General features: G+C 67.2%; 17 protein-coding genes, 1 tRNA gene and 1 riboswitch. Of the genes, 9 read left to right on the plus strand and 9 right to left on the minus strand.

Features of this window, described 5'->3' with window-relative positions:
• Positions 1-8 precede the first annotated feature (8 nt).
• Positions 9-120, minus strand: a riboswitch (SAM riboswitch).
• Positions 121-364: 244 nt separating this feature from the next.
• Both AU193_RS15290 and AU193_RS15295 read right to left on the minus strand, forming a co-directional pair.
• A tRNA-Gly gene (locus tag AU193_RS15290) sits at positions 365-438 on the minus strand.
• A gap of 134 nt (positions 439-572) precedes the next feature.
• Positions 573-893, minus strand: coding sequence for a DUF732 domain-containing protein (locus AU193_RS15295; RefSeq protein WP_064423222.1), 321 nt, complete (start codon positions 891-893; stop codon positions 573-575).
• A 469-nt stretch (positions 894-1,362) separates the two neighbouring features.
• Between AU193_RS15295 and AU193_RS15300 the strand changes: the two genes are divergently transcribed.
• Complete coding sequence (locus tag AU193_RS15300) at positions 1,363-1,851, plus strand: DUF2510 domain-containing protein (RefSeq protein WP_253867855.1); 489 nt, start codon at positions 1,363-1,365, stop codon at positions 1,849-1,851.
• A gap of 69 nt (positions 1,852-1,920) precedes the next feature.
• Positions 1,921-2,553, plus strand: a complete 633-nt coding sequence (locus tag AU193_RS15305; protein ID WP_156425232.1) for a hypothetical protein — start codon at positions 1,921-1,923, stop codon at positions 2,551-2,553.
• 23 nt (positions 2,554-2,576) lie between these two features.
• On the opposite strand, the gene AU193_RS15310 is transcribed toward AU193_RS15305, so the two are convergent.
• Positions 2,577-3,050 carry a lipoprotein LpqH gene (locus AU193_RS15310; RefSeq protein ID WP_064423225.1) on the minus strand — a complete coding sequence of 158 codons (474 nt, stop codon included), beginning with the start codon at positions 3,048-3,050 and terminating at the stop codon, positions 2,577-2,579.
• 139 nt (positions 3,051-3,189) lie between these two features.
• Between AU193_RS15310 and dcd the strand changes: the two genes are divergently transcribed.
• The 5 genes from dcd (at position 3,190) to AU193_RS15335 (ending at position 9,208) form a co-directional block, all read left to right on the plus strand.
• A complete protein-coding gene (dcd, locus tag AU193_RS15315; protein WP_064423226.1) occupies positions 3,190-3,762 on the plus strand; it encodes a dCTP deaminase in 573 nt (190 codons plus the stop codon).
• 218 nt (positions 3,763-3,980) lie between these two features.
• Positions 3,981-5,585: a hypothetical protein gene (locus tag AU193_RS15320; protein ID WP_064423227.1), complete on the plus strand. Its 1,605-nt coding sequence runs from the start codon at positions 3,981-3,983 to the stop codon at positions 5,583-5,585.
• Positions 5,586-5,662: 77 nt separating this feature from the next.
• Positions 5,663-7,000 carry a UDP-glucose/GDP-mannose dehydrogenase family protein gene (locus tag AU193_RS15325; RefSeq protein WP_064423228.1) on the plus strand — a complete coding sequence of 446 codons (1,338 nt, stop codon included), beginning with the start codon at positions 5,663-5,665 and terminating at the stop codon, positions 6,998-7,000.
• 10 nt (positions 7,001-7,010) lie between these two features.
• Complete coding sequence (locus AU193_RS15330) at positions 7,011-8,357, plus strand: cytochrome P450 (protein WP_305728633.1); 1,347 nt, start codon at positions 7,011-7,013, stop codon at positions 8,355-8,357.
• Between the two features lie 107 nt (positions 8,358-8,464).
• The gene (locus AU193_RS15335) at positions 8,465-9,208 is read left to right on the plus strand and encodes a maleylpyruvate isomerase family mycothiol-dependent enzyme (RefSeq protein ID WP_064423229.1); all 744 of its coding nucleotides are present in this window, start codon (positions 8,465-8,467) and stop codon (positions 9,206-9,208) included.
• On the opposite strand, the gene AU193_RS15340 is transcribed toward AU193_RS15335, so the two are convergent.
• The 6 genes from AU193_RS15340 to AU193_RS15365 form a co-directional block, all read right to left on the minus strand.
• Positions 9,205-10,446 carry a YibE/F family protein gene (locus AU193_RS15340; RefSeq protein ID WP_064423230.1) on the minus strand — a complete coding sequence of 414 codons (1,242 nt, stop codon included), beginning with the start codon at positions 10,444-10,446 and terminating at the stop codon, positions 9,205-9,207. The two genes, AU193_RS15335 and AU193_RS15340, sit on opposite strands and share 4 nt — an antisense overlap.
• Before the next feature lie 94 nt (positions 10,447-10,540).
• Positions 10,541-11,815, minus strand: a complete 1,275-nt coding sequence (locus tag AU193_RS15345; protein WP_064423231.1) for a pyridoxal phosphate-dependent aminotransferase — start codon at positions 11,813-11,815, stop codon at positions 10,541-10,543.
• A 46-nt stretch (positions 11,816-11,861) separates the two neighbouring features.
• Complete coding sequence (locus tag AU193_RS15350; RefSeq protein WP_064423232.1) at positions 11,862-14,867, minus strand: 4Fe-4S dicluster domain-containing protein; 3,006 nt, start codon at positions 14,865-14,867, stop codon at positions 11,862-11,864.
• A 135-nt stretch (positions 14,868-15,002) separates the two neighbouring features.
• Positions 15,003-16,721 (minus strand): Hsp70 family protein, encoded by a 1,719-nt coding sequence (locus AU193_RS15355; RefSeq protein ID WP_064423233.1) that lies wholly within the window; start codon positions 16,719-16,721, stop codon positions 15,003-15,005.
• 106 nt (positions 16,722-16,827) lie between these two features.
• Positions 16,828-19,368 carry an isoniazid response ATPase/transcriptional regulator IniR gene (gene iniR, locus AU193_RS15360; protein WP_064423234.1) on the minus strand — a complete coding sequence of 847 codons (2,541 nt, stop codon included), beginning with the start codon at positions 19,366-19,368 and terminating at the stop codon, positions 16,828-16,830.
• Between the two features lie 4 nt (positions 19,369-19,372).
• Positions 19,373-21,142, minus strand: a complete 1,770-nt coding sequence (locus AU193_RS15365) for an Hsp70 family protein (RefSeq protein WP_064423240.1) — start codon at positions 21,140-21,142, stop codon at positions 19,373-19,375.
• A 243-nt stretch (positions 21,143-21,385) separates the two neighbouring features.
• On the opposite strand from AU193_RS15365, the gene AU193_RS15370 reads away from it, so the two are divergent.
• Entirely contained in the window at positions 21,386-21,901 is a 516-nt protein-coding gene (locus tag AU193_RS15370) for an IniB N-terminal domain-containing protein (protein ID WP_064423235.1), read from the plus strand.
• 257 nt (positions 21,902-22,158) lie between these two features.
• Positions 22,159-22,451: IniB N-terminal domain-containing protein (locus AU193_RS15375; protein ID WP_216637284.1), on the plus strand; the 293-nt coding region annotated here is incomplete at its 3' end.

The following is a 22,451-nucleotide window of genomic DNA, read 5'->3' on the forward strand; positions in this document are numbered from 1 at the left end:
CTCGAAGCGAGGCGCTCTTGCCGACACCGGTTGGTGCCAGCCGCTTCGTCATCCGAGCCACCCACGAGCGTGGGGTTGGCGCACCATCTAGTCGGAGCTTGGCGATGGTGACTCGTGAAGCAGTCGCTATCTTACCCACGGCACAAGAGCGACGAAAGCAAAATGTTTCCTCGACAAAGCCGGTCTAGGGCGATTCGCGCGGTCCGCCCCTACCACCCACAAGTACTTTCGAGATCCTGGCTACGTCCACTCGCAGGACGACGCTTTGAGGCGGCAGGTCACATTTTCAACCCGGGTTGTGAAACGTCGTGACGCCGAGGGTTGGGAATGCACTGGCCGGAAACGGTATCGATGCTGGTCGACGTGGAGCCGGTGACGGGAATCGAACCCGCGTTCTCAGCTTGGGAAGCTGATGTTCTGCCATTGAACTACACCGGCCTGTTTGAGCACGAAGGCTAACATCCGAGCCGCTAGGCTCGTCGGGTGCTGCTCTCCGACCGCTGACATGCGCCGAGGTCGCCGCCGAGCGGGGCTGAGCCTTGACCTGTCTGCGGACGTGAGCCGGCCGGAACTCAGTTCAGTTTCGACTCGTACTGCGGGCAGAAGGCCGCCGTTGCCGCGCCGATCAGGAAGGCGGCATCCTCGGTGCCGAGGTGCGGCTCGAGCGAGGCGACCTCCTGTGCGAACGTTGCACCGTTGCTCCAGTCCTGACACACACCTTCTCCGGCAGCGATCATGTTCGCCGGCGTCGCGCCCTCCCACGTCACGCCCTGTTGCTCGAGTGCGTCAAGGAAAGCGTCTTCCGGCGCGGCCGCGACCAACGGTGCGGTCGCCAATGCGGCCACGGCGAACGCGGTGCTAGTAGCGCCGACAAACTTTATTGAGAGTTGCATGATCGGTCCTTCGCTGAGAAGTAGGCCCTCGGGATTTGAATCGTTGCACCGCTATGACGCATCGAGGAGCCTTTCGTTGATCTCGTCGCGATTCGATTCGAAGTTCTTGAAACAGGGACTTGCGCGGGGACGGCGTCCAATCCTTCGAATGGCTCTCACATGCACGGACAATAGGTGGCGTCCGCCCTGTATGCGGGCTCCGCGCGGTATGTCTTGGACTGCTTGATGTTTCAAAATTTCTGAGTTCCTGCTCGCATCTGTCACCACCCGAATTGCGCAATTCTCGTGACAACGTGTTCTCGGAGCGAGAGACTTTCGCATGCCGATCACGCCTGATCAAATCGAACGAACGGCGCGGCGGGTTACCGACAAACACCTGGCGCCACGCAACAAGTGGGATCGCGATCCCGATGACCGACGGACGCGCGAAGCGGCCGCCCCGGCGGTGTACGCCGCCTGCCGTGAGTTGATGGCTGCAATCGCCGGTCAAGCCGCGCCTGACGAGGCGCTCGTCGACCTGATGCATGTGACTGGATACTCCACCGCTGGATTCAGCGGCTTCAACGCCAAGGTGCTCCTGCTCGTCGCCACCGATCGCAGAATCTGGTTCTGCCGTCACGGCAAAGGGTCAATAAAGGTACTTCAGCCGCTTGACTACGGGGCAATAACGATCGAGCAGAAGCGAGTTTTTCTTGGATGGCCCAAGCTGGACGGCACGACCATCACATGTGACGGATCAACCGCGGAGTGGCTGACAAGTCTGCGGTCGGGTCATCGTCAACCTGCGCCGTGGCTGCAGCCGACGCAACCGGCTGGAACCATTCCGTCACAGCCTGCGCCGGCCAACTGGTATCCCGACCCCTATCGGCGGTCGGAGCTGCGGTATTGGGACGGGAGCCGCTGGACCCCACATGTCTCGACCAACGGCATCACCGCCCAGGACCCAATCGGTCAATAGGGCCGAATCTCTTGGGAGTGGCCCAGTTTGCCGATACTTCGCCTGTCGGGCGCGGCCCAGAGTAAATTCATGCGCCTGACTGAGGCCACAACCTTAGGGGGAAGGGTGGGCATCACCGGCTATTCGTCGCTGACGTTGACTCCGCTCATCGCATCTGCGCTCGCCTTGACAGGATGCGTGATCACAACCGATCGGTCCGACCCGCCGCGAAAGGAGACGTCGAAGACCACGACTGCCGAACGTACCGGTAGCGCTTCGTCGTCGGCCCGCTTTGATGTCCCGATGGTCCCGTTCGTATTCGATTTCTCGCCGGAATACGATCTCGAGCCGGGTTCCGGAGAACTGTTGGGGGTAGTGAGAATCGCCGATTTCTCGGAGATTTCCGTCCGGCAGAACAGTGATCAGGGCGCTTTGCGCGACACATTCCTTCCACAGTTCGAGTCCGACTTCGAACGCCAGGGCATTGACGTCACGGTGCTTCCGAACGAGGTTCACTCGGACATCGACATGGCGATCTTCGATATGGAGATTCCGGAAGGAACGCCGGGATTCGAGGCGGTTGGTAATTCACTACACAACGTCTCCTACTTCTTCGTCGTCGACGGCAAGTTGTGGCAGATTCAGTGCGTAGCCACCCCAGCCTACGAGTCCGAAGTCCGGAAAGCTTGCGACATGGCGCTGGACACAATCGAACCGAATTAGGTGACGGTTCGCCGGTTCGACAGCTAGGGGCAGGTCAACGTCATCTCGAACGGCTTGCTCACCACCTGCTGTGGATTGTCTTCAGGAGCCCCGGTCGCTGTCCCTGTGACGGTATACGTGTCACCGTCCTTGGCGACCTCCGCGCTGCTGCCCGGAGGGGTGACCGTCGGCCAATGCCCGAGCTGTACTCCGTCGACGTTGCCGACCATCACCCACTGAACTTCCGGATTCTCGCCTTCGGTCAGCGTCGCGCCGATCCCGCTGTCGGGTCCGCCGATCTGGATACCGACGGTGCCGAACACCGGCTCGCACTCCACCGGTCCAGGTATGTCTTGCTCCACACCCTGAATCAGCACAGTCGCGTCGCCTGGCGCGGGAGCCTGCGCTGTCGTCTCGGTTGCCTGCGCGGCTTCAGGCTTGTCTTCGCCCCCGCATCCTGCGAGGCCTGCGACGACGACTGTCGCTCCGCTGACCGCCGCCAACAAATTACCCTTCATGTGCGTTCCCCTCCCTGCGACGCTATGGGCGATCCATCTTTTCATCTGCGGGTTCGAGTAGCAGCGAATTGGCAACCAGCAGGCCGGTATCGAGAGTCGGACTCGCGAAAGCCAACATCCGAGCCGCTAGGCTCGTCGGGTGCTGCTCTCCGACCGCGACATCCGCGCCGAGATCGCTGCCGAGCGACTGGGGCTCGATCCGTTCGACGACTCCCTGGTCCAGCCGTCCAGCATCGACGTCCGCCTCGACAACCTGTTCCGCGTCTTCAATAACACGCGCTACACACACATCGACCCGGCCAAGCAGCAAGACGAACTGACCACCCTCGTCCAGGCCGACCCGGGTGAGCCGTTTGTGTTGCATCCGGGCGAGTTCGTGCTCGGCTCGACATTGGAACTGTGCACTCTGCCCGACGACCTCGCGGGCCGGTTGGAGGGCAAGTCCTCCCTGGGCCGGCTGGGGTTGTTGACGCATTCCACCGCGGGGTTCATCGACCCCGGGTTCTCCGGGCACATCACCCTCGAGTTGTCGAACGTGGCGAATCTGCCGATCACGCTGTGGCCCGGTATGAAGATCGGCCAGCTGTGCCTGCTGCGGCTGACCAGCCCCGCCGAGCACCCCTACGGCAGCGCACGGGCCGGTTCGAAGTATCAGGGTCAACGTGGCCCCACCCCGTCGCGGTCTTATCAGAACTTCATCAAGTCCGGTTGATCCTGCGCCGAAGGCGCTTCCGAGTTGAACCGATGGGCGCGAACGGTCGTTGACGCGAGTAAGGTCGAGATACCGGCGTCGGCAGCATCGACCTCAGCAAATACCGGTGGAGGCGTAACGCCTGTGCTGCTCACGGCGATGAATTACTAGTCGCCGACTTGTGCGTGGCGAGATGCCGATCGGCGATCCAGGCTAATAGCAAACGTTTTGGAGGGGCAGTGGACATCGTTCTGGGTGTATCGATGACACCTGCGACCGTCCGCATGGTGCTGGTCGAAGGTGAGCTGGCCGACGGGGCCACCGTCGACCATGACGTCTTCGAGGTCAGCTCGAGTGATGGCTCAGCAACTTCGGGTGCCGCCGCCCAGGTGGTGGACGCCGTGCTCGGCACCAAGGAGAGTGCCGAGGCCGGTGGCCACGATCTGAAGGCCATCGGCGTCACGTGGAGCGATCACGCCGAGGCCGCGCATCTGCGGGACGCCCTCGCCGGCCGCGGAATCGACGACGTCATGCTCGTCTCCGATGGACACGCCGCGGCCGCACTGGCCCAGGCTGTCGGGCGGGCGGTCGGCTACGACACCACCGCACTGCTGTTCATCGACCGCGACACCGCGACGCTGTCGGTCGTCCAGACCGACGACGGGTCGGTGGTCAAGGTGCTCAGCCGCAGCCTGCACAGCCAGGACGCGATGGCCGTGCTCGCCGACATGGCAGCTGCTGTCGACTCCCAGGACAACCCGCCCCAGGGCATGTTCGTCGTCGGCTCCGGCGTCGACGTGAGCACGGTGAAGAGTCATCTCGCGCATCTGGTGAGCCTGCCGGTGCACGCTCCGGACGAGCCGGAGATGGCGCTGGCGCGGGGCGCGGCGCTCGCCGCCGCCACCGCGCCCGCTTTGGAGGCATCGACCGTCGGGCTCGCCTACTCTCAGGACCCCGACGGCACCACCGCGGGTTCGGTGTACGCCGGGCTCGCCGGGGCGCAAACCCAGCTGGCACCCGCCGGCGGTGACGGCGCCCAACTCGGCGAATACGAGTCCGCGACCGACCTGCCGGCCGCGGCCAACGAGGACCGCAAGCCGTTCCTCCTCGTCGGCAGCGCGATGGCGTCGATCTTCGTCGTCGGCGTTGTGGCACTGGTGATCTCGTTGGCGGTGAGTATCCGGCCGACGGCCGACCAGCGGCCGAGCCCCGGCCAGAGCGCGATCGTGCCCAGCACCGTCGCTCCGGCCCCACCGCCTCCGCCGAGCGAACAGGCACAGCCGATTCAGGCGCCTCCGCCCCCGCAGGCCGAAACCATCAAGGCACCCGTGCCGGTCGTCCAGCAGCAGCCCGCTCCGCAGGCGCCGCCGCGGACGGTCTACATCGAGGCGCCACCTCCTGCAGTGCCGCAAGCACCAGCGCCCGCTCCTCCGCCTGCCGCACCCCCGCCCGCACCGGCGCCCGTCGCGCCCGCCCCGGTGGCCCCGGCCCCGGTTCCGGTGTACGTGCCGCCGGCGGTGGCACCGCCGCAGTACTACCCGAGGCCGCAGAATCCGTGGAATCCGTGGAACCCGCCGCGCTCGACGTGGACGCCGCCATGGCAGGACGAGCCCCAGTGGCCCAGCCCACAGGTGCCGCCCTGGCAGAACGGGTCCGGTGGCTATCCCGGCAGCGGTTCGGGTGGCTATCCGGGCAGCGCGGGTGGCTACCCGGGCAGTGGTTCGGGTGGCTATCCCGGCAGCTCCGGTCGATACCCCGGCAGCGGTTCGGGCGGATCGAGCGGCAGCGGCTCCTCGGGCCGCGACGGGGTGTCCATCTGCGTGTTGAACATCTGTGCCGGATAGTCAGCTGTAACCTGCTGTTGGCCCGGCGCTCGGTGTCATGTAGCCGTTAGCTCATCGAGGCTGCATATCAAGGCGGTATGCGGTGCACCGTTTTCGGCACGGGATATCTAGGAGCGACCCACGCAGCGGGTATGGCCGAGCTGGGTCACGAGGTGCTCGGCGTCGACGTCGATGCCGGCAAGATCGCCAAACTCGCATCCGGTGAGATCCCGTTCTACGAGCCAGGCCTGCGAAAGTTGTTGAATGACAACATTTCTGCGGGTCGACTGAGCTTCACCACCGACTATGACGCCGCCGCCGAGTTCGCCGACCTGCACTTCCTGGCCGTCGGGACGCCGCAGAAGAAGGGGGAGTTCGCAGCCGATCTGCGTCATGTCCACGCCGTCATCGACATGCTGGTTCCGCGGCTGAGCCGATCGGCCGTCATCGTCGGCAAGTCCACGGTGCCGGTGGGCACCGCTGCCGAACTCGGAGGCCGGGCACGCGCGTTGGCGCCGACGGGAGTGGACGTCGAGACGGCCTGGAACCCCGAGTTCCTGCGGGAGGGCTTCGCGGTGCACGACACCCTTCATCCAGACCGGATTGTGCTTGGTGTGCAACCGGATTCGCATGCAGCCGAGGCGGCGATGCGGGAACTGTATGCCCCGCTGCTGGATCAGCAGGTCCCTCTGCTGGTCACCGATCTACAGACCGCAGAACTCGTCAAGGTGTCCGCGAACGCGTTTCTCGCCACCAAGATCTCGTTCATCAACGCGATCTCCGAAGTCTGCGAGGCCGTCGACGCCGACGTGACGCTTCTCGCCGACGCGTTGGGTTACGACCCGCGCATCGGTCGCCGCTTCCTCAATGCCGGCTTGGGTTTCGGTGGCGGATGCCTGCCCAAGGACATTCGCGCCTTCATGGCCCGTGCCGGCGAACTCGGCGCCAACCATGCCTTGACGTTCCTGCGCGAGGTGGACGCCATCAACATGCGCCGGCGCAGCAGGATGGTGGAACTGGCGACCGTCGCGTGCGGAGGATCGCTGCTGGGCGCCAACATCGCGGTGCTGGGTGCCGCGTTCAAGCCCGAGTCCGACGACGTGCGCGACTCGCCGGCTCTCAACGTCGCCGGGATGCTGCAACTCAACGGCGCGACCGTCAACGTGTACGACCCGAGGGCGATGGAGAACTCCCGACGCCAATTTCCGACGCTGACCTATTCGACGTCGGTCACCGAAGCGTGTGAACGGGCCGACGCCGTACTCGTGCTCACCGAATGGCGCGAATTCGTCGAATTGGATCCCGTCGACCTGGCCGGTGCGGTCCGCGCCAAAGTCATTGTCGACGGGCGCAATTGCCTCGACATCGACCGATGGGTGAATGCTGGTTGGCAGATCCACTGCCTGGGGAGGCGCGTGATGTCACCGAATCGGTAGGCTCGGCGGCGTGGAACCGATTCGTCGGGCTCGGCGCGGTGGACCGCTCCGTCATCGAATCCGCTGGCTTGCGGTGCACGGGTTCGTGCGCGGTGCCTCGAAGTTGCTGGCTCGCCGCGGCGACCCCCAAGGACGGATGATCGCCGATCCGACCGTTCGCGCCGACCCGGTCACGTTCGCCGAGGAGCTGCGGGCGCAGGGGCCGATGGTGGAGGCCGCCATCGTGCACCTCACCGTCGACCACGGGATCGCCAGCGATCTGTTGCGGTCCGACGATTTCGAGGTTCTGCCGATCGGCTCCAACCTGCCCAAGCCGGTCAAGTGGGTCGCCGACCGCACCAAGACCGATCTGCTGCATCCCCTCGAACCGCCGTCGATGTTGGCGGTGGAGCCCCCGGATCACACTCGGTACCGAAAGCTGGTGTCGTCGGTGTTCACCCCCAGAGCCGTTGCCGCGCTGAGGGACCGGGTGCAGGAGACCGCCGAATCGCTGCTCGACCAACTCGCGGGAGCCGGAACCGTTGACATCGTCGACCGCTACTGTGCCCAGCTACCGGTCGCGGTGATCGGCGACATCCTCGGCGTCCCCGACGTGGACAGACCACGAGTGCTGGAGTTCGGCGAACGCGGTGCGGCGAGCCTCGACATCGGTCTCACCTGGACGCAGTACCGCACCGTCTACCGCGGCGTCGTCGGGTTCAACGACTGGTTGTCCGGGCACCTCGAAGCGCTGCGCCGCAACCCGGGTGACGACCTGATGAGCCAGTTGATCGCGGCATCCGACGAGGGCGCGCGGCTCAACCAGCGGGAACTGATGGCTACCGCCGGCCTCGTGCTGGCCGCGGGATTCGAGACAACGGTCAATCTGCTGGGCAACGGAATCCGGATGCTGCTCGACAACCCTCAGCAGCTCGAGACCCTGGCGCAGCGACCCGAACTGTGGCCCACCGCGGTCGAGGAGATCCTGCGACTCGACCCGCCGGTGCAAATGACCGCGCGCAGGGCCACGAAGCACACCGAGATCGCCGGCCACCGGATCCCCCGGGGCAGGGCCGTCCTCATCTACATCGCCGGCGCCAACCGCGACCCCAACGTGTTCGACGACCCGGACCGCTTCGACCTCGAGCGGGAGAACGCCGGAAAGCATCTGTCGTTCTCCGGTGGCAGGCATTTCTGCCTCGGCGCGGCGCTCGCACGGGCCGAGGGCGAGGTCGGGTTGCGGGCGTTCTTCGAGCGGTTCCCCGACGCACGACTGGCAGGTGAAGGTAGTCGGCGCGAGACGCGGGTGCTCAGGGGGTGGGCGTCGCTGCCGATCGCCCTGGGAACGGCTCGCTCACCGATGAGTTCATCGGCCTGACCGGGTCCACCCCTTCAAAGAACGAAGGAATTCATGTCGGTTGACCATGGGAACCAGATCGGCATTATCGGGGGCTTCCGCGTCGAGTATTGAGTACGTTCGTGGGCGTGGATTTCCGAGCCGCACTGCTCGACCAGACCCGCGAATTCGGGGAACTGATCCGCAGTGCAGACCCTTCGACGCCCGTGCCGACCTGTCCCGACTGGACGCTCAAACAACTGTTCCGCCACGTCGGTCGCGGAAACCGGTGGGCGGCACAGATCATCGCCGAACGCCGGATGTCGGCGCTGGATCCGCGCGAGGTGCGCGACGGTAAGCCGCCCGACGACCCCGACGGCGCGGCCGACTGGCTCAACCAGGGCGCGCAACTGGTGGTCGATGCGGTCGAGCGGGCCGGGCCGGCGACCAGGGTGTGGACCTTCCGCGGCCCGCGCCCCGCGGGTTGGTGGATCCGGCGACGGTTGCACGAGGTCGTCGTGCACTACGCGGATGCGGCCCTGGCCGTCGGGTCCGACTACAGCGCACCGCCCGATTTGGTCGCCGATGCGATCAGCGAATGGATCGAGTTGATGGTCGGCACCGGCCCGCAACCCGCGCTGGATCGCGGCAGAAGCATTCATTTGCACGCCACCGACGACGGGCTGGGGCCGACGGGGGAGTGGACCATCGTCCACGACGAGGACGGTGTCTGGTGGTCGCACAACCACACGAAAGCCGACACCGCACTGCGCGGCAGCGCCATCGACATGCTGCTGGCGATCACGCGCCGGCGCACGGCGGCCGACCGCGGCGTCGAAGTGTTCGGCGACACCGCGGTGTGGGATGCGTGGTTGGAGCGCACCGGCTTCTAGCCGCGTCGGGCGCGAGCGGGCGTCGCCAGCACCGTGGCGATACCCGTCGTCAGCGGCACCGACAGGGCCAGCGCGATGCCGCCGACCGCCGAGCGGGCGATCTCGATGGCCACACTTTCGCTGGTGAGAACGTCGCCCAGGGTCCGATTGGCCACGCTGAACAACAGCAGCAGAGGCAATGCGCTGCCCGCATACGCCAGGACCAGGGTGTAGACCGTGCTCGCGATGTGGTCGCGCCCCACACGCATCGCGCCCAGGTAGATCGTCCGCCGCGAGCTGCCCTCGAGTTCGGCCAGCTCGAAGACCGTCGAGGCCTGGGTCACCGTGACGTCGTTGAGGACGCCGAGCGACCCGATGATGAACCCGGCGAGCAGCAGACCGGTGATCGATACGTTGCCCAGATATGCGGCCACCTGGTTGTTCTGGTCCTCCGAGAGACCCGTCAGATGCGCTAATTCGATTGCGCCCCAAGACAGGAACGCGGCGAGCAACAGCGACGTGAGCGTTCCGAGCAGTGCCGCGCTGGTTCGCAAGCTCACGCCGTGGGCCAAGTAGATGACGGCATAGAGGATCAACGCCGATGCCACCAGTGCGACGGGGATGGCGGCGGCTCCGTCGCGCAGCGCCGGCAGCATGAACACGACGAGCACGAGGAACGCGACCACGATGCCGATCAACGCACGAAAGCCACGCCACCTCGCGACCACGACCACCACCACCGCGAACGCCGCGGCGAGCGCGGTCAGCGGCCAGGTTCGCTCGTAGTCGTAGAACGAATAGGTGGTGGTGCCGGTCGCGTCGACCTGTCGGCTGATGCGGACCTGGTCGCCGGCGGCGAGGCTGGGCTGGCCGGGGCCACCGCTGAACTCGAGGAGGGTGGCCGCGCCCTTATTGGGCCCGGACTCGATCGCGATCAGCGCCTGCACGCACTCGGCGCCGTCGCCTACCGCGGGTACAGGATCAGCGGTGAGCACCTGACCGACCGACCGGCTGCCGCATGTCGCGGTGGTGCTTGAGCGGACCAGCCCCGATTCGGTGGTGACGGCGCCGCCCTCGGCGTTCTGGAACGGCAGCGGAATCTCGGTCTTCTGCTGGCTCGGCCACAGCCACGCCGTGCCACCCAGGACGGCCACTCCGATCGCGATCAGCAGGCCGACGACGACCTTCGCGGCGATCGGTCCCAGCGGTGCCGGGCCGGTCGGGGAATGGGAGTGGGAGTGTCCGTGTGAGTGCGCCACCCGGTCAGGGTAGAGGCAGCCGCGAACGCTCGCTGACGTACGGTTTGCGGCCTCCAACCTGTACTAGCTGACCGCTCGCCGTGCTGGGGCGCCGCTACTGCCGGTAGCTGACCAGGAAGTTGCCCAGGCGCTCGATCGCGTTCGCCAGGTCGCGGGCCCACGGCAGCGTCACGATGCGCAGGTGATCCGGTGTCGGCCAATTGAATCCGGTGCCCTGGGTGACCAGAATCTTCTCCTGCAGCAGCAGGTCCAGAACCAGTTGCTCGTCGTCGACGATGTCGTAGACCTCGGGGTCCAGGCGGGGGAACGCATACAGCGCGCCTTGAGGTTTCACGCAGGACACGCCGGGGATCTCGTTCAGCATCTGCCAGGCCACATCGCGCTGTTCCAGCAGGCGGCCGCCGGGCAGAACCAGATCCTCGATGCTCTGGTAACCGCCGAGTGCGACCTGGATCGCATGCTGCGCAGGCACATTCGGGCACAGGCGCATGTTCGCCAGCAGGCTGATGCCCTCGATGAAGCTGGTGGCGTTCTCTTTTGGCCCGGTGATCACCAGCCAGCCCGACCGGTAGCCCGCCACTCGGTACGCCTTCGACAAGCCGTTGAAGGTCAGGGTCAGCACATCGGGTGCCACCGATGCCGTCGCGATGTGCTCGGCGTCGTCGTAGAGGATCTTGTCGTAGATCTCGTCGGACAGCAGCAGCAGTTCGTGTTTGCGCGCTAAATCCGCTATCTGCGTAAGGATTTCGCGAGTATACACCGCGCCTGTCGGATTGTTCGGATTGATCACGACGATCGCCTTTGTGCGCTCGGTGATCTTGGATTCCAGATCCGCGACGTCGGGCATCCAGCCCTGCGTCTCGTCGCACAGGTAGTGCACCGGGGTACCACCGGCCAACGACGTGCACGCGGTCCACAGCGGATAGTCCGGCGCCGGAATCAGCACCTGATCTCCGTTGTCGAGCAACGCCTGCAGCGTCATCTGGATCAACTCGGAGGCGCCGTTGCCGAGATACACGTCGTCGACGTCGAATCGCGGGAACCCGTCGACGAGCTCGTAGCGGGTGAACACCGCGCGCCGCGCGGGCATGATGCCCTTGGAATCGGAGTAGCCCTGGGCATACGGCAGGGCCGCGATGATGTCGCGCATGATCACGTCCGGTGCTTCGAACCCGAACGGCGCGGGGTTGCCGATGTTCAGCTTGAGGATGCGATGACCCTCTGCCTCCAGGCGTGACGCGTGCTCGTGCACCGGTCCGCGGATCTCATACAGGACGTCCTGCAGCTTCGACGACTGCGTGAACGTGCGCTGCCGCGGGCCGTGTCCGGCGGCATGGATTGGCACGTGGTGGGTGGTCACGTCCTCCATGCTCTCACTTCTGTCCAACGATTAACCAAAATCGGCGGTCAACGGCTCATCGTTTGCCCGGGGGACGAGCACCTTTGGCGATACCCAGACCCTTCACAGGGGGTGCTTGCTGCTTGTCTCCGTTGTCACCGCCGGAAGGCTCAGGGGCACCGCCGGAAGGCTCAGGGGCAGAGCCGGATTCGCCATTGGAGTCGCCGGCGTCTCTCGGTTCCGTTTGTGGCGCAGCGGGTTTCGGAGCGGTGGACGGCTGTGCCGACGAGGCCGACTTCTTGGCTCCGGGTCGGCGTGCGCCTGGGGCGATGCCGAGGCCCTTGACCTCAGGCTCGGGCTTGGCTTCCAGTCCCCGATCCGAGTCGGCGGTGTCGGTCTTGGCTCCTGGAGCCGCCTTGTCCGGGTCGACGTTCGGCGGCTGGGTGACGGTCGCCTCGCCCTCGTTGGGGGACGCGGGCTGAGGCTTCTTCTTCGCCCCGGGCCGCTTGGCGCCGGCGGCGATTCCGAGGCCCTTGGCGGGAGGTGTTGCCGCAGCGGGCTTCTCGTCAGCCTTCTCGTCAACCTTGTCGGCAGCGGCAGCGGCGGTCTTCTTGGCACCCGGGCGCTTGGCGCCGCCGGCGATTCCGAGGCCCTTGACGGGCTTGGTCTCCGCCGGCTGAGCCGGTGATCCAGCTTCCGTGGCCGTGGCCGCCTCGGCCTTGGGCTCCGGTTCGGGCTGCGGCTCTGACTTCGCCTCTGTGGGAGCTTCCTCCACGGGTGCCGCCGCGGCCAGCTCGGCGGCGCGCTCCTCGGCCTCCTTCGCCGCGGTGCCCTTCTCCGGCAGCGTGATCGCGCTCTTGTCCAGCGAGCCGAGCAGCAGCTGGGCCACGTCGAGGACCTCGGCCTTCTCCACCTCCCGGGCGGCCGAAACCTCGTCGACGCCGTCGGTGATCATCACGCGGCAGAACGGGCAGCCCGTCGCGATGGTCGAGGCGGTGTCCATGGCCTCCTCGGTGCGCTCGGTGTTGACGCGCTTGCCGATGTGCTCTTCCATCCACATCCGCGCTCCACCGGCGCCGCAGCACAAGCCGCGGTCCGCGTGCCGGGGCATCTCGGTCAACTTCGCGCCGGACGCACCGATCAGCTCACGCGGCGCCGAGTACTCCTTGTTGTGCCTGCCCAGGTAGCACGGGTCGTGGTAGGTGATGTCCATCCCGCCGTCAGCCGGGGTGACAGGGATCAGCTTCTTGTCGCGCACCAGCCGGTTCAACAGCTGGGTGTGGTGCAGCACCGTGAAGTTGCCGCCGACCTGCGGATATTCGCGGCCCAGTGTGTTGAAGCAGTGCGGGCAGGTGACCACGATCTTGCGGTCCACCCGCTCGACGCCCTCGAACAACTCGTTGAGCGTCTCCACGTTCTGCGCGGCCAGCTGTTGGAACAGGAACTCGTTGCCCGAGCGGCGGGCCGAGTCGCCGTTGCACGTCTCGCCCTCGCCGAGCACCAGGTACTTCACGCCCGCGGCGGCCAGCAGTTCGGCGACGGCCTTGGTGGTCTTCTTCGCGCGGTCCTCGTAGGCGCCTGCGCAGCCCACCCAGAACAGGTACTCGTAGCCGTCGAACGACTCCACGTCCTTGCCGTAGACCGGCACGTCGAAGTCGACCTCGTCGATCCAGTTCGTGCGATCCTTGGCGTTCTGGCCCCACGGGTTGCCCTTGGTCTCCAGGTTCTTGAACAGCACGCCGAGTTCGCCGGGGAACTCGGACTCCATCATCACCTGGTAGCGGCGCATGTCGACGATGTGGTCGATGTGCTCGATGTCGACCGGGCACTGTTCGACGCAGGCGCCGCACGTCGTGCAGGACCACAGCACATCGGGATCGATGACTCCGCCCTGCTCCTCGGTACCCACCAGGGGCCGGGTGGCCTGCTCCGGGCCCGACCCCAGGATGCGCTCGAAGCCCGACTCGGGGACGTGGTCATGGGAGTGCTGCTCGGACTTCTTCTCGCCGCGCAGTTCCTCGCCGAGACCGCCCTCGGGGGTGTTCTCCAGCGGCGACTCCTTGTCACCGAGGATGTAGGGCGCTTTCGCGAACAGATGATCGCGCAGGTTCATGATCACGAGCTTGGGCGACAACGGCTTACCGGTGTTCCATGCAGGGCATTGCGACTGGCACCGCCCACACTCGGTGCACGTGGTCATGTCGAGGTACGCCTTCCACGTGAAGTCCTCGATCTTGCCGCGGCCAAGCACGGCGTCCTCCGGCGGATCCTCGAAGTCGATCGGCTTGCCCTCGTACTCGACCGGCAGCAGCGGGCCCAGGCCGTCGGGCAGCCGCTTGAACGTGACGTTGATCGGCGCCAGACCGATGTGCAGGTGCTTGGAGTGCAGCACGATCAGCAGGAACACCAGCATGACCGCGATGTGACCGAGCAGCGCGATGGTCTCGATCCAGGAGTTGGCGGTGTAGCCCAGCGGGCGCATCAACCAGCCCATGAACTGGGAGAAGAAGGCACCGTTGCCGTAGGGCAGCGCGTTGGTGTTGACCGCGGCGCCGCGCACCAGCGCGTAGGTCCAGATGACGTTGAAGATCATGAACAGGATCAGCCAGGCACCGCCGGTGTGCGACCCGTAGAACCGCGAGTCCCGGCCGTGCTGTTTCGGCTCCTGCCTCACCCGGATGATCGCGAACGTGATGATGCCGAGCAGCACCGCGACAGCGAAGAAGTCCTGCAGGAAGCCCAGGACATCCCAGCGGCCGATGATCGGGATGTGGAAGTCGTGGTCGAAGAGCAGGCCGTACGCCTCGAGGTAGACCGACGCCAGGATGAAGAAGCCCCACATCGTGAAGAAGTGGGCGAGGCCGGGGATCGACCAACGCAGCAGCCGGGTTTGCCCGAAGACTTCTTCGATTTGCGTGGTGATGCGCTTGCCGAGGTTGTCCTTGCGGTTGTTCTCCGGGCTGGTGGGCGCACCGGAGCGGATCAACGACGTCAGCCAGAGCACGCGTTTCGCGGCGAAGACCAGCACAAGAGCGGTCAGCCCGAGGCCGACGATGAGCCTGATCAGCATCTGCGTGTCCACCGCGCGCCTCCCGTTCCCAAGTTACCCGAGAGTAACTTATCGTAAGTTACCTGTGGGTAACTTAACTTGGGCCTGCTCAGCCCGGGAGCCATAGTTGCATCTCCGGAGGAAACGCCGCTACGAAGGTTGTCCTAACTACGCACCGTCGATCGGGCTGGACTCGCCGGGCACCGTGCCGGTACCCGTTTGCTCGCCGCTCGAATCCGGGTCGACGGGTTGCGGGTCGGGGGCTGGAGCGCCGTTCCCGGTCCCCGGATCGATCGGGGGAGGCTCGGACGCCGGCGGAGTGTCGGGTCCCGGATCGACAGGAGTCTGCGGGTCGGCCGGCGGGTGAGCGGTCGTCGTCGGTGGCGTGGTTGTCGGTGGAGTGGTTGTCGGTGATGCGGTTGCCGCCTGCGAAGGGCTTGGCGTGGTTCCCATGGTTGTGGGTGCAGGCGCTGGCGCCGAACGCGGGCCGCGCTGCTTCGGTGGGGACGACCGCTGCGCCGGTTGCACGACGACCGTGGTGAGTTGAGCGGCCTGCGGCGCCGGGGGTGCTGGAGTGGGAGCCGGCGCCGCAGGCGCGGCCGATGGCGCGACCTCGCGGAGGGTCGCCGCCTCGACGGGGGTTGCGGTGTCACCACGCAAGTGCATGAAGCCGAACAGGGCCGTCATGATCACCGCGGCGGCCGCGGCGAGACTGAACAGGACGAGCGGAGACCGCCGCGGAGCAGCCTCGTCCCGCCACTCCTCGTGCTGGAACTCAATCTCGGGGCGTGAACCGGTGAAGGGCAGGGGCGCATCCTCCTGATCGTCCTGAGACCAGGCCAGCGCGGCGAACGTGCTCGACGATGGTCCGGCGTCGAGTCGGGCGGTCGCTTCCTCGACCCCGGCGGGCGCGAACGTCGTCGCGACGTCGACGACGCGCCGGCGCTGGGTGATCAGAGCGGTGCCGAGGGCGGCGGCCAGCTGTGGCTGCGCGGTTGTCACGACGGGTACCCGCAGATGTTCGGACAGCTTCTGGGCCAGCATCGGGATGCGCGCGCCGCCGCCAACGGTCGCCACCGCCGAGACCGCGGCGACCGGAACCCGGTACCGTTCGAGCGTATCGTCCACTGCGGCAAGGAAATCGGTGACCGGACGCTGGATGATTTCCTCGAGTTCGGCACGGGTGACCCGGATGTCGCCGTGGTGTCCGGCCAGGTCGACCGCAACGGCCGTCGCAGTGTGGTTCGACAACCGCTCCTTGGCGGCGCGGCACTCGTCTCGCAGGCGCGTCAGCGAGCCGACGACAGCCGTTCCGGACGGATCGGCGACCGGTGGCAGCGACGTCATCACGTGGGTCATCACCCCCTGGTCCACCAGATCGCCTGAGAGGTCGGCGAACCGGACCGTCTCGCCGACCACCGCGTGACCCGAGGAGGCGTTGGCGAGCGTGATGTTGGTGCCGCTGCCGCCGAAGTCGCACAGCACTACGACGCCTCGAGAGGGAAGTCCCGGGTCCGTGTTCAGCGTCGTCAAGGCGGCGGTCGCGTCGGACACCACGGGCACGCGGCCACCGAGGGCCTGGCGCAGGGAGTCGGCGACCGACGGACGCCAGTGCGCGGGTACGGCAACCGTGACGTCGGCGGCCGACTGCGTGAGAGTGCGCAGCGCCTCGGCGAGTAGCTCCTCGGGGCGGTGCGCGGAGCCGTCGGGGGCGATGAGGGGAACCGGGTCGCCGACGCGGTCGACGAACCCGGTGAGTCGTTGCCCGTGCAGAGTGAGTTCGGAGGGCCGGATCACCGCGGCGTGTCCGTCACGTGTCGCCGCAAGGTAGGTCGCGCCGACCGAGACACCCAGCGGCCGGTCCGGGGTTGCCTGGTGAATGAACATGGGATGACGCTATGGCGCTGGCCCCGCCTGCGGATCCGGCGCCGGACCCGTCGCCGGACGCGGCGGTTAGGGGATCTCCGTTAGGGGATGGCGACGCGCTGGGGGATCACGACTGCGGCGCCAGCATGGCCCGCAGCATCGACAACATCTCCGAGCGGGATTCCGCGCCGAGACGACGGCGGATCCGGGCGACGTGGTGTTCGACGGTCTTCGCCGAGATGAACAGCTGCGCCCCGATGTCGCGGTAGGGCATGCCGAGGAGCAGCAGTTCGGCGACCTCGCGCTCGCGGTCGGACAGTCGAGACGACACGGCACGTGCCGAGCCGGCCCGCGCGGTCTCGGACGCCGCGAGCTGATCGGCGCCGGGAGCGTCGTCGGGTGCGACCGCCTGCTTCAGGTCGCGGGCGAGCTGCAGCATCGCGCCGGACACCCGGCCATCGGGGGCCTGCAGTGCGGCCTGACCGGCCAATCGGGTCGCGTCCCAGGTGAGGCCCACCTGCGCCAGCAGCCGCGCCGCCGTGGTGACCTCGTTGCTGTCGACGTGATTGGCCAATACCCGCAACCACGTGCGGCCGGCGGTCGCCAGCGTCTTGGCGAAGGCGCTGCTCTTTGCCGCGGCCGTCAGCGCCTGGCCGTGCGGCGCGACGGCGTCCGGGGAGTTGGCCAGGATGCCCGCGTGCACACCGGCCCAGTGCAGAGGGGCCGACCACAACACCGGCTCGCCGAGGGAGCCGAGCAGCGCGAAGGCCTCGTCGAGGGTGTGCTGAAGCCGGTCGATCTGACGCATCCGGGAAGCGGCCACCCACAGTTCGCCGAGCGGGAGTAGAGAAAAGAGGTCCATCGAGTACTCGGCGAGCACCTCCACCGCCGCGTGCCAGTGCTTCTGCATGGCGCCGGCGTCACCGCTGCGCCGGGCGATCGCCGTCTGCAGCCCGGCCGCCCACAACGCGTCGCGGCGATGCAGAGGGGCGGTGTCGGCGTCGGCGCACGCGATCGCCACGTCGGCCGTCGCCGCGGGAAGTTGCCCGTCCTGCATCCGTACCCAGCCCAGCAGCAACCGGTGTCTGCGGGCGACGAAATGCGCTGTCTCCGAACCATCTTCGAGGCCCGCGCGTACCGCGCGGGCGATCACGCTGCGGGCCCGTACCGGATCGCCTCCGTGCAGGGCGGCCAGGGTCACCAGCGCCGCCGGGGTGTCGGGAGCCACACCCGCCGCAGGCTGGTCCGTGGTGACCGCCTGCCCGAGCCGGGCTACTGCGGCAGGATACGAAGCGTCCAACGACATCAGCAGGCCGTCGGCGAGGCTGCGCGCGGCGCGGGCCGTGGAGGTGGGTGGTCCGACGCTCTCGGCGGACAACGCCGCCTGGGCGGCCGACATGTCACCGGCCGCGAGTGACACCACCACGCCCGCCGCGCTCACGAACGCGTCGGGATACGGGCCCAGCCAGCGAAACAGGTCCGCGGCCTGCGCCGCGCCGCCGTCGTGCAGCGCGATGCTGGCGGCGATCCGGACCGCGGCGGCCTTTGTGGCCGCGTCGTCGGAGCCGAGCAGTTGGTCGGTGAGCCGGCCCGCCGTGACACAGTCACCGGTCAGCGCGAGCGCATCGGCCAGCCGCGGACTCAGTGTGGTCGCCCCTGCATCGACGGCGGCGCGGTAAAGTCTTGCCGCCCTGGCGGGTTGATTAGGACTGCGCGCGGCCATGTCGGCCAGCGCGGTTGCCAGCCGATCGTCGCGCAGACCGTGTTCGGCCATCTGCAGTGCCAACTCGGTTGAAAGCGTCGACGATTCGAGTTGCGAAACCAGAAGCGAGACTTCGGTTTCGTGATGGCGTGCGGTGCCGAGGATCTGGGCGATGCACCGGTGCAGTGTCCGAAGGAAGGCCCGGCTGTAGGACGGCTCTACCAGACCGGTCGCGCGGGCGCGATCGACCACCGCGTAAGCGTGCTCGGCGTTCATCCGCAACGCCGCAGCGACGTCGTCGGGACCGAGGTCTCTGCTCAGCGAGGTGATCAGAAGGGTGTCGAGCGTCGCCTCGTCGAGGCGGCGTAGCCGTTCGCTCAACGCGTACCTCACCGCCTGCAGGATCGCCGTGGCCGGTGCCTCGTCCTCCGGTTCGGCGGCGGCCGCTATCGCCGGCCGCAGGAGGAATGGAAGACCCGCCGTTGCCACGACCAACGATCGCACGATGTCGGATGGCGTTGTAGCGCCCAGCTTTTCGGCGGCGAGGCCGGCCACGTACACCGGAGGCAGTGGTCCCAGACACACAGTCGGGTTCTCGCGTTCGATCGCCGTGAACAGCGCGCGCATGGCCGGGCGGTGGGCGATGGGTTCACTGCTGACGACGAGGGTCGAAGGCAAATCCGACACTCGACTCGTGAGCTGGTCGACCTCGTCGTCGTCCAGCAGCTGGGCATCGTCGATGACGACCGCGGCTGCCGGATCGTCATCGGCGCGCGGGATGCGGGTGAGCACCGGTAGGCCTGCGTTGCGCAGCGCGTTCCGAACGGCGGTCAGCACCGAGCTCTTGCCGGTACCGATACCGCCCGACACGAGCAGCTTGATTGGTTCGGTCGGTGCGGCCGCCAGCCTGGCGACCGCCTCGCGTGCGGGCGGCGGGATATCGGTCCGCGGGTCCGACGCGGTCATGGGTCTATGGCGCGTCCGGAACGGGGATGTCCGGCTCCGGTTCGACCGATGTGGTGGGCGGCTCGGTGGTCGTCGGCGGCTGGGTGGTCGTCGGCTGGGTGGTCGTCGGACGCGTCGTCGTGGTGGTGGGTTGCGTTGTGGTGGTCGTCGTGACGGTTGTGGTGGTCGTCGTGGGGGGTGCCGTCGTGGTTGTCGTCGTCTCCGGGGGCGGGGGTGGCGGGACCACGCTGGTGGTCGGGCGTCCGTCCGTCCCGGTAACTGTAACCGTCTGTGGTGCAACCGAAGTCGTCTGTTCCGGCGACGGGCCCGACTCGAAGGTGGTCGCGGTCTCGGTGACCGGGGAGCTGTCGCCGGACGTGCTCGTCAGCGTGACCGCGAGTCCACCGGCGGCCAGAAGTGCGGCCGCCGCCGCCGCGCCGAACAGCACCACCGGCCGGCGGTACCACGGCAGCGGTTCGGGTTCCGGTTCGTACTGCTCTTCCTCGTGGGCGAATTCCATCCCGGGCCGAGCGCCGGTTCCGCCGGCTTCGAACGTGTAATCCTCACCGGCATAGGGGACCGGCTCATCGGCCGGCGAGTCGTCCTGCGACCAGGCCAGCGCACGAAACGTCGCGGAGCCCGCGCCGTCAGCGGCCGACTGCGCGGCCGCGACACCGGCTGCACCGGCAGCCCACGCGGCCGCGGACATGCTCGTCGGCGCCATCCCGGTCGGGGCGTCAGCGACGGCAGCCATCCCGGTCGCCGCGTCGGCGGCGTCGGCGATCAGCGCTGCGCCCGCGGCGACGTTGAGTTGGGACTGCGGTGTGGTGATGACCGGGGCGCGCAGCCGGGTGGACAGCTGCTGGGTGATCAGCGGGATATTCGCGCCGCCGCCGACAGTCGCCACGGCCGAGACGTTCGCCGGCGCGATGTTGTTGCGCTGCAACGTTTCGTGAACGGCATTGAGCACCCCGTCGAGCGGGCCGCTGATCAGCTGCTCCAACTCGGTGCGGGTCACGCGCACGTCGGAGTTGAAGCCGGGTAGGTCGGCGTGGACGACCGCGGCGGTATCGGCCGACAGCTGTTCCTTGGCCGCGCGCGCCTCGTTGCGCAGCCGGGCCAGGGAACTGACGGCGGCGGTGCCCGCGGGGTCGGCGTCGTTGGCCGCCGCGATGCCCGCTACGACGTGGTTGAGCAGAAGCTGATCGATCTGGTCGCCGGAGAAGTCGGCGTAGCGGACCGTCTCCCCGATCGAGCTCAAGTCGGCTCCCGCGTCGGCCAGGCTGATGCTGGTACCGCTGCCGCCGAAGTCGCAGAGCACGACGACACCGCTCGACGGCAGGCCCGGCGCGGCCTGCAGTGCGGCAAGTGCGGCCGCCGAATCGGGCACCAACGTGGATGCCAACCCTTCGGGGGCCAGACCGGGCGCCGCCCGCAACGCGCCCCGCAGCGCGCCGGTGGTCGCCGCTCCCCAGTGCGCGGGCACCGCGATCACGACGGGAGCGCCGCCGCCGACCGTGCGCGCCATGGCGTCGAGCGCCTCGACCAGAACCCGCTCTCCGCGATGCGGCGAACCATCGGCGGCGACCAACGGCACCGGGTCGCCGACGCGTTCGACGAATCCGCTCAGCACCATGCCGGGTTGGTTCAGGTTGGGGTTCTCGGCAGGCACGCCGACCTCCGGCGCGCGATCGTCGAATACGGTGAGTATCGATCGGCGCATGACCGGGGGACGGCCGATCCGGGCCGCCACCAAATTGGTCGAACCGATCGACAACCCGAGTGAGTCGCTCATCTCCACCTTTGCATCTGGGTGCATTCGGACCCGGCCATCACGATAGCGGCTCATCCTGGTCGAATACGGGAGCTGCCCCTAGTGGGAGGAAATCCCCTACCGGCCCGTCCCCTAACGACGCGGCCGAGCAGGTGGGTTTCGCACCGATCACCGCGACGGTCACCGTCGATAGCATCGTGGCAGGCCACTTGTCTGGTCTTGTCTCTAGCCACATATATCTGTTCGAGGGAGGGAGGGTGTTTCATGGCCAACGAGTTACTCGACTTCGTCATGTCGGTGGTTGGTGATCCCGACGCCGCTGCGCGTTTCGCCGCCGATCCGAATCAAGCCATTCTCGACGCCAATCTGACGAACGTGACCAGCGCCGATGTCCACGCCCTGATCCCGGTGGTATCGGAGTCGATGTCGGCACTGCCGACGACGGTTCCGACCGGGCTGGACGGCGGTATCGCCGAAGCCGCAGCCAACGTCTGGAGCAGCGGTGCGGCCACCGCGGCTTTCGACGCATTCGGCGACCACGTGCCGGCCGATGTGGTGAACGACGTGTCCGACGCGCTGATCTCCGATCCGGGCGTCTCTGAACTCGCCGATCCGGATGTTCCGGGTGTCGCCGACGTGGACGACGCCTCGTTGCAGTTGGATCAGCCGGTGATCGAGGACGTCGTCGACGATGCGCCGACCATCGACGACTTCAGCGACGCGGTGGCGGATGTGCAGCAGCTCGACATCGATGCGGGCGGGTTCGACATCTTCGACTGAAACGCCGAAGCGACGGAATGCGCGGTCCCTCGAGGGGCCGCGCATTTCTCGTTCCCGCTCGAGATACGGCGGACCAAGCCGCCCCCGATCCATCCCCTAACCCCCTAACGGCACCCCTACTCCGATCCCGGGATCGCGCGGCTCAGGGAGGGGTCGCGACCCCGTTTCTGTGGCGTCGCGACGGCCATAACGTGGTTCTCAGCTCGCCGGACAGCCCGGCGACCAAACCAAGACCAACATCTTCGAAAGGATCCGACATGAACCTCATCGACTGGTTTCTGAACCTGTTCCGCGACCCCGTCTCCGCCGCTGCCTTCGTGGCGGACCCCGACCGCGAACTGCACCAGGCCGGCTTCGGCAACGTTTCGGCAGCCCAGGTGCAGGCCGTGGCGGCCACCGTGGCGCCGGCGGCGGTGGTGCATGGTGGTGGTGATCCGGTGGTGGGTTTGCAGCAGGCGGTGGCCCAGACCCACGGGATCGCTTTCGCTCCGCAGCGCCAGACCGAGGTGTTGTCCAACAACGACACGCTCAGCCACAACGACACCCGGTT

The organism is Mycobacterium sp. GA-1285 (assembly GCF_001499905.1).
Lineage (GTDB): Bacteria > Actinomycetota > Actinomycetes > Mycobacteriales > Mycobacteriaceae > Mycobacterium.

Coding starts and splice junctions, on each gene's coding strand:
- iniR (WP_064423234.1), bottom strand. CDS start 19,368: ATGACCGCGTCGGACCCGCGGACCGATATCCCGCCGCCCGCACGCGAG.
- AU193_RS15365 (WP_064423240.1), bottom strand. CDS start 21,142: ATGAGCGACTCACTCGGGTTGTCGATCGGTTCGACCAATTTGGTGGCG.
- AU193_RS15305 (WP_156425232.1), top strand. CDS start 1,921: ATGCGCCTGACTGAGGCCACAACCTTAGGGGGAAGGGTGGGCATCACC.
- AU193_RS15370 (WP_064423235.1), top strand. CDS start 21,386: ATGGCCAACGAGTTACTCGACTTCGTCATGTCGGTGGTTGGTGATCCC.
- AU193_RS15325 (WP_064423228.1), top strand. CDS start 5,663: ATGCGGTGCACCGTTTTCGGCACGGGATATCTAGGAGCGACCCACGCA.
- AU193_RS15355 (WP_064423233.1), bottom strand. CDS start 16,721: ATGTTCATTCACCAGGCAACCCCGGACCGGCCGCTGGGTGTCTCGGTC.
- AU193_RS15345 (WP_064423231.1), bottom strand. CDS start 11,815: ATGGAGGACGTGACCACCCACCACGTGCCAATCCATGCCGCCGGACAC.
- AU193_RS15300 (WP_253867855.1), top strand. CDS start 1,363: ATGGCTGCAATCGCCGGTCAAGCCGCGCCTGACGAGGCGCTCGTCGAC.
- AU193_RS15295 (WP_064423222.1), bottom strand. CDS start 893: ATGCAACTCTCAATAAAGTTTGTCGGCGCTACTAGCACCGCGTTCGCC.
- AU193_RS15310 (WP_064423225.1), bottom strand. CDS start 3,050: ATGAAGGGTAATTTGTTGGCGGCGGTCAGCGGAGCGACAGTCGTCGTC.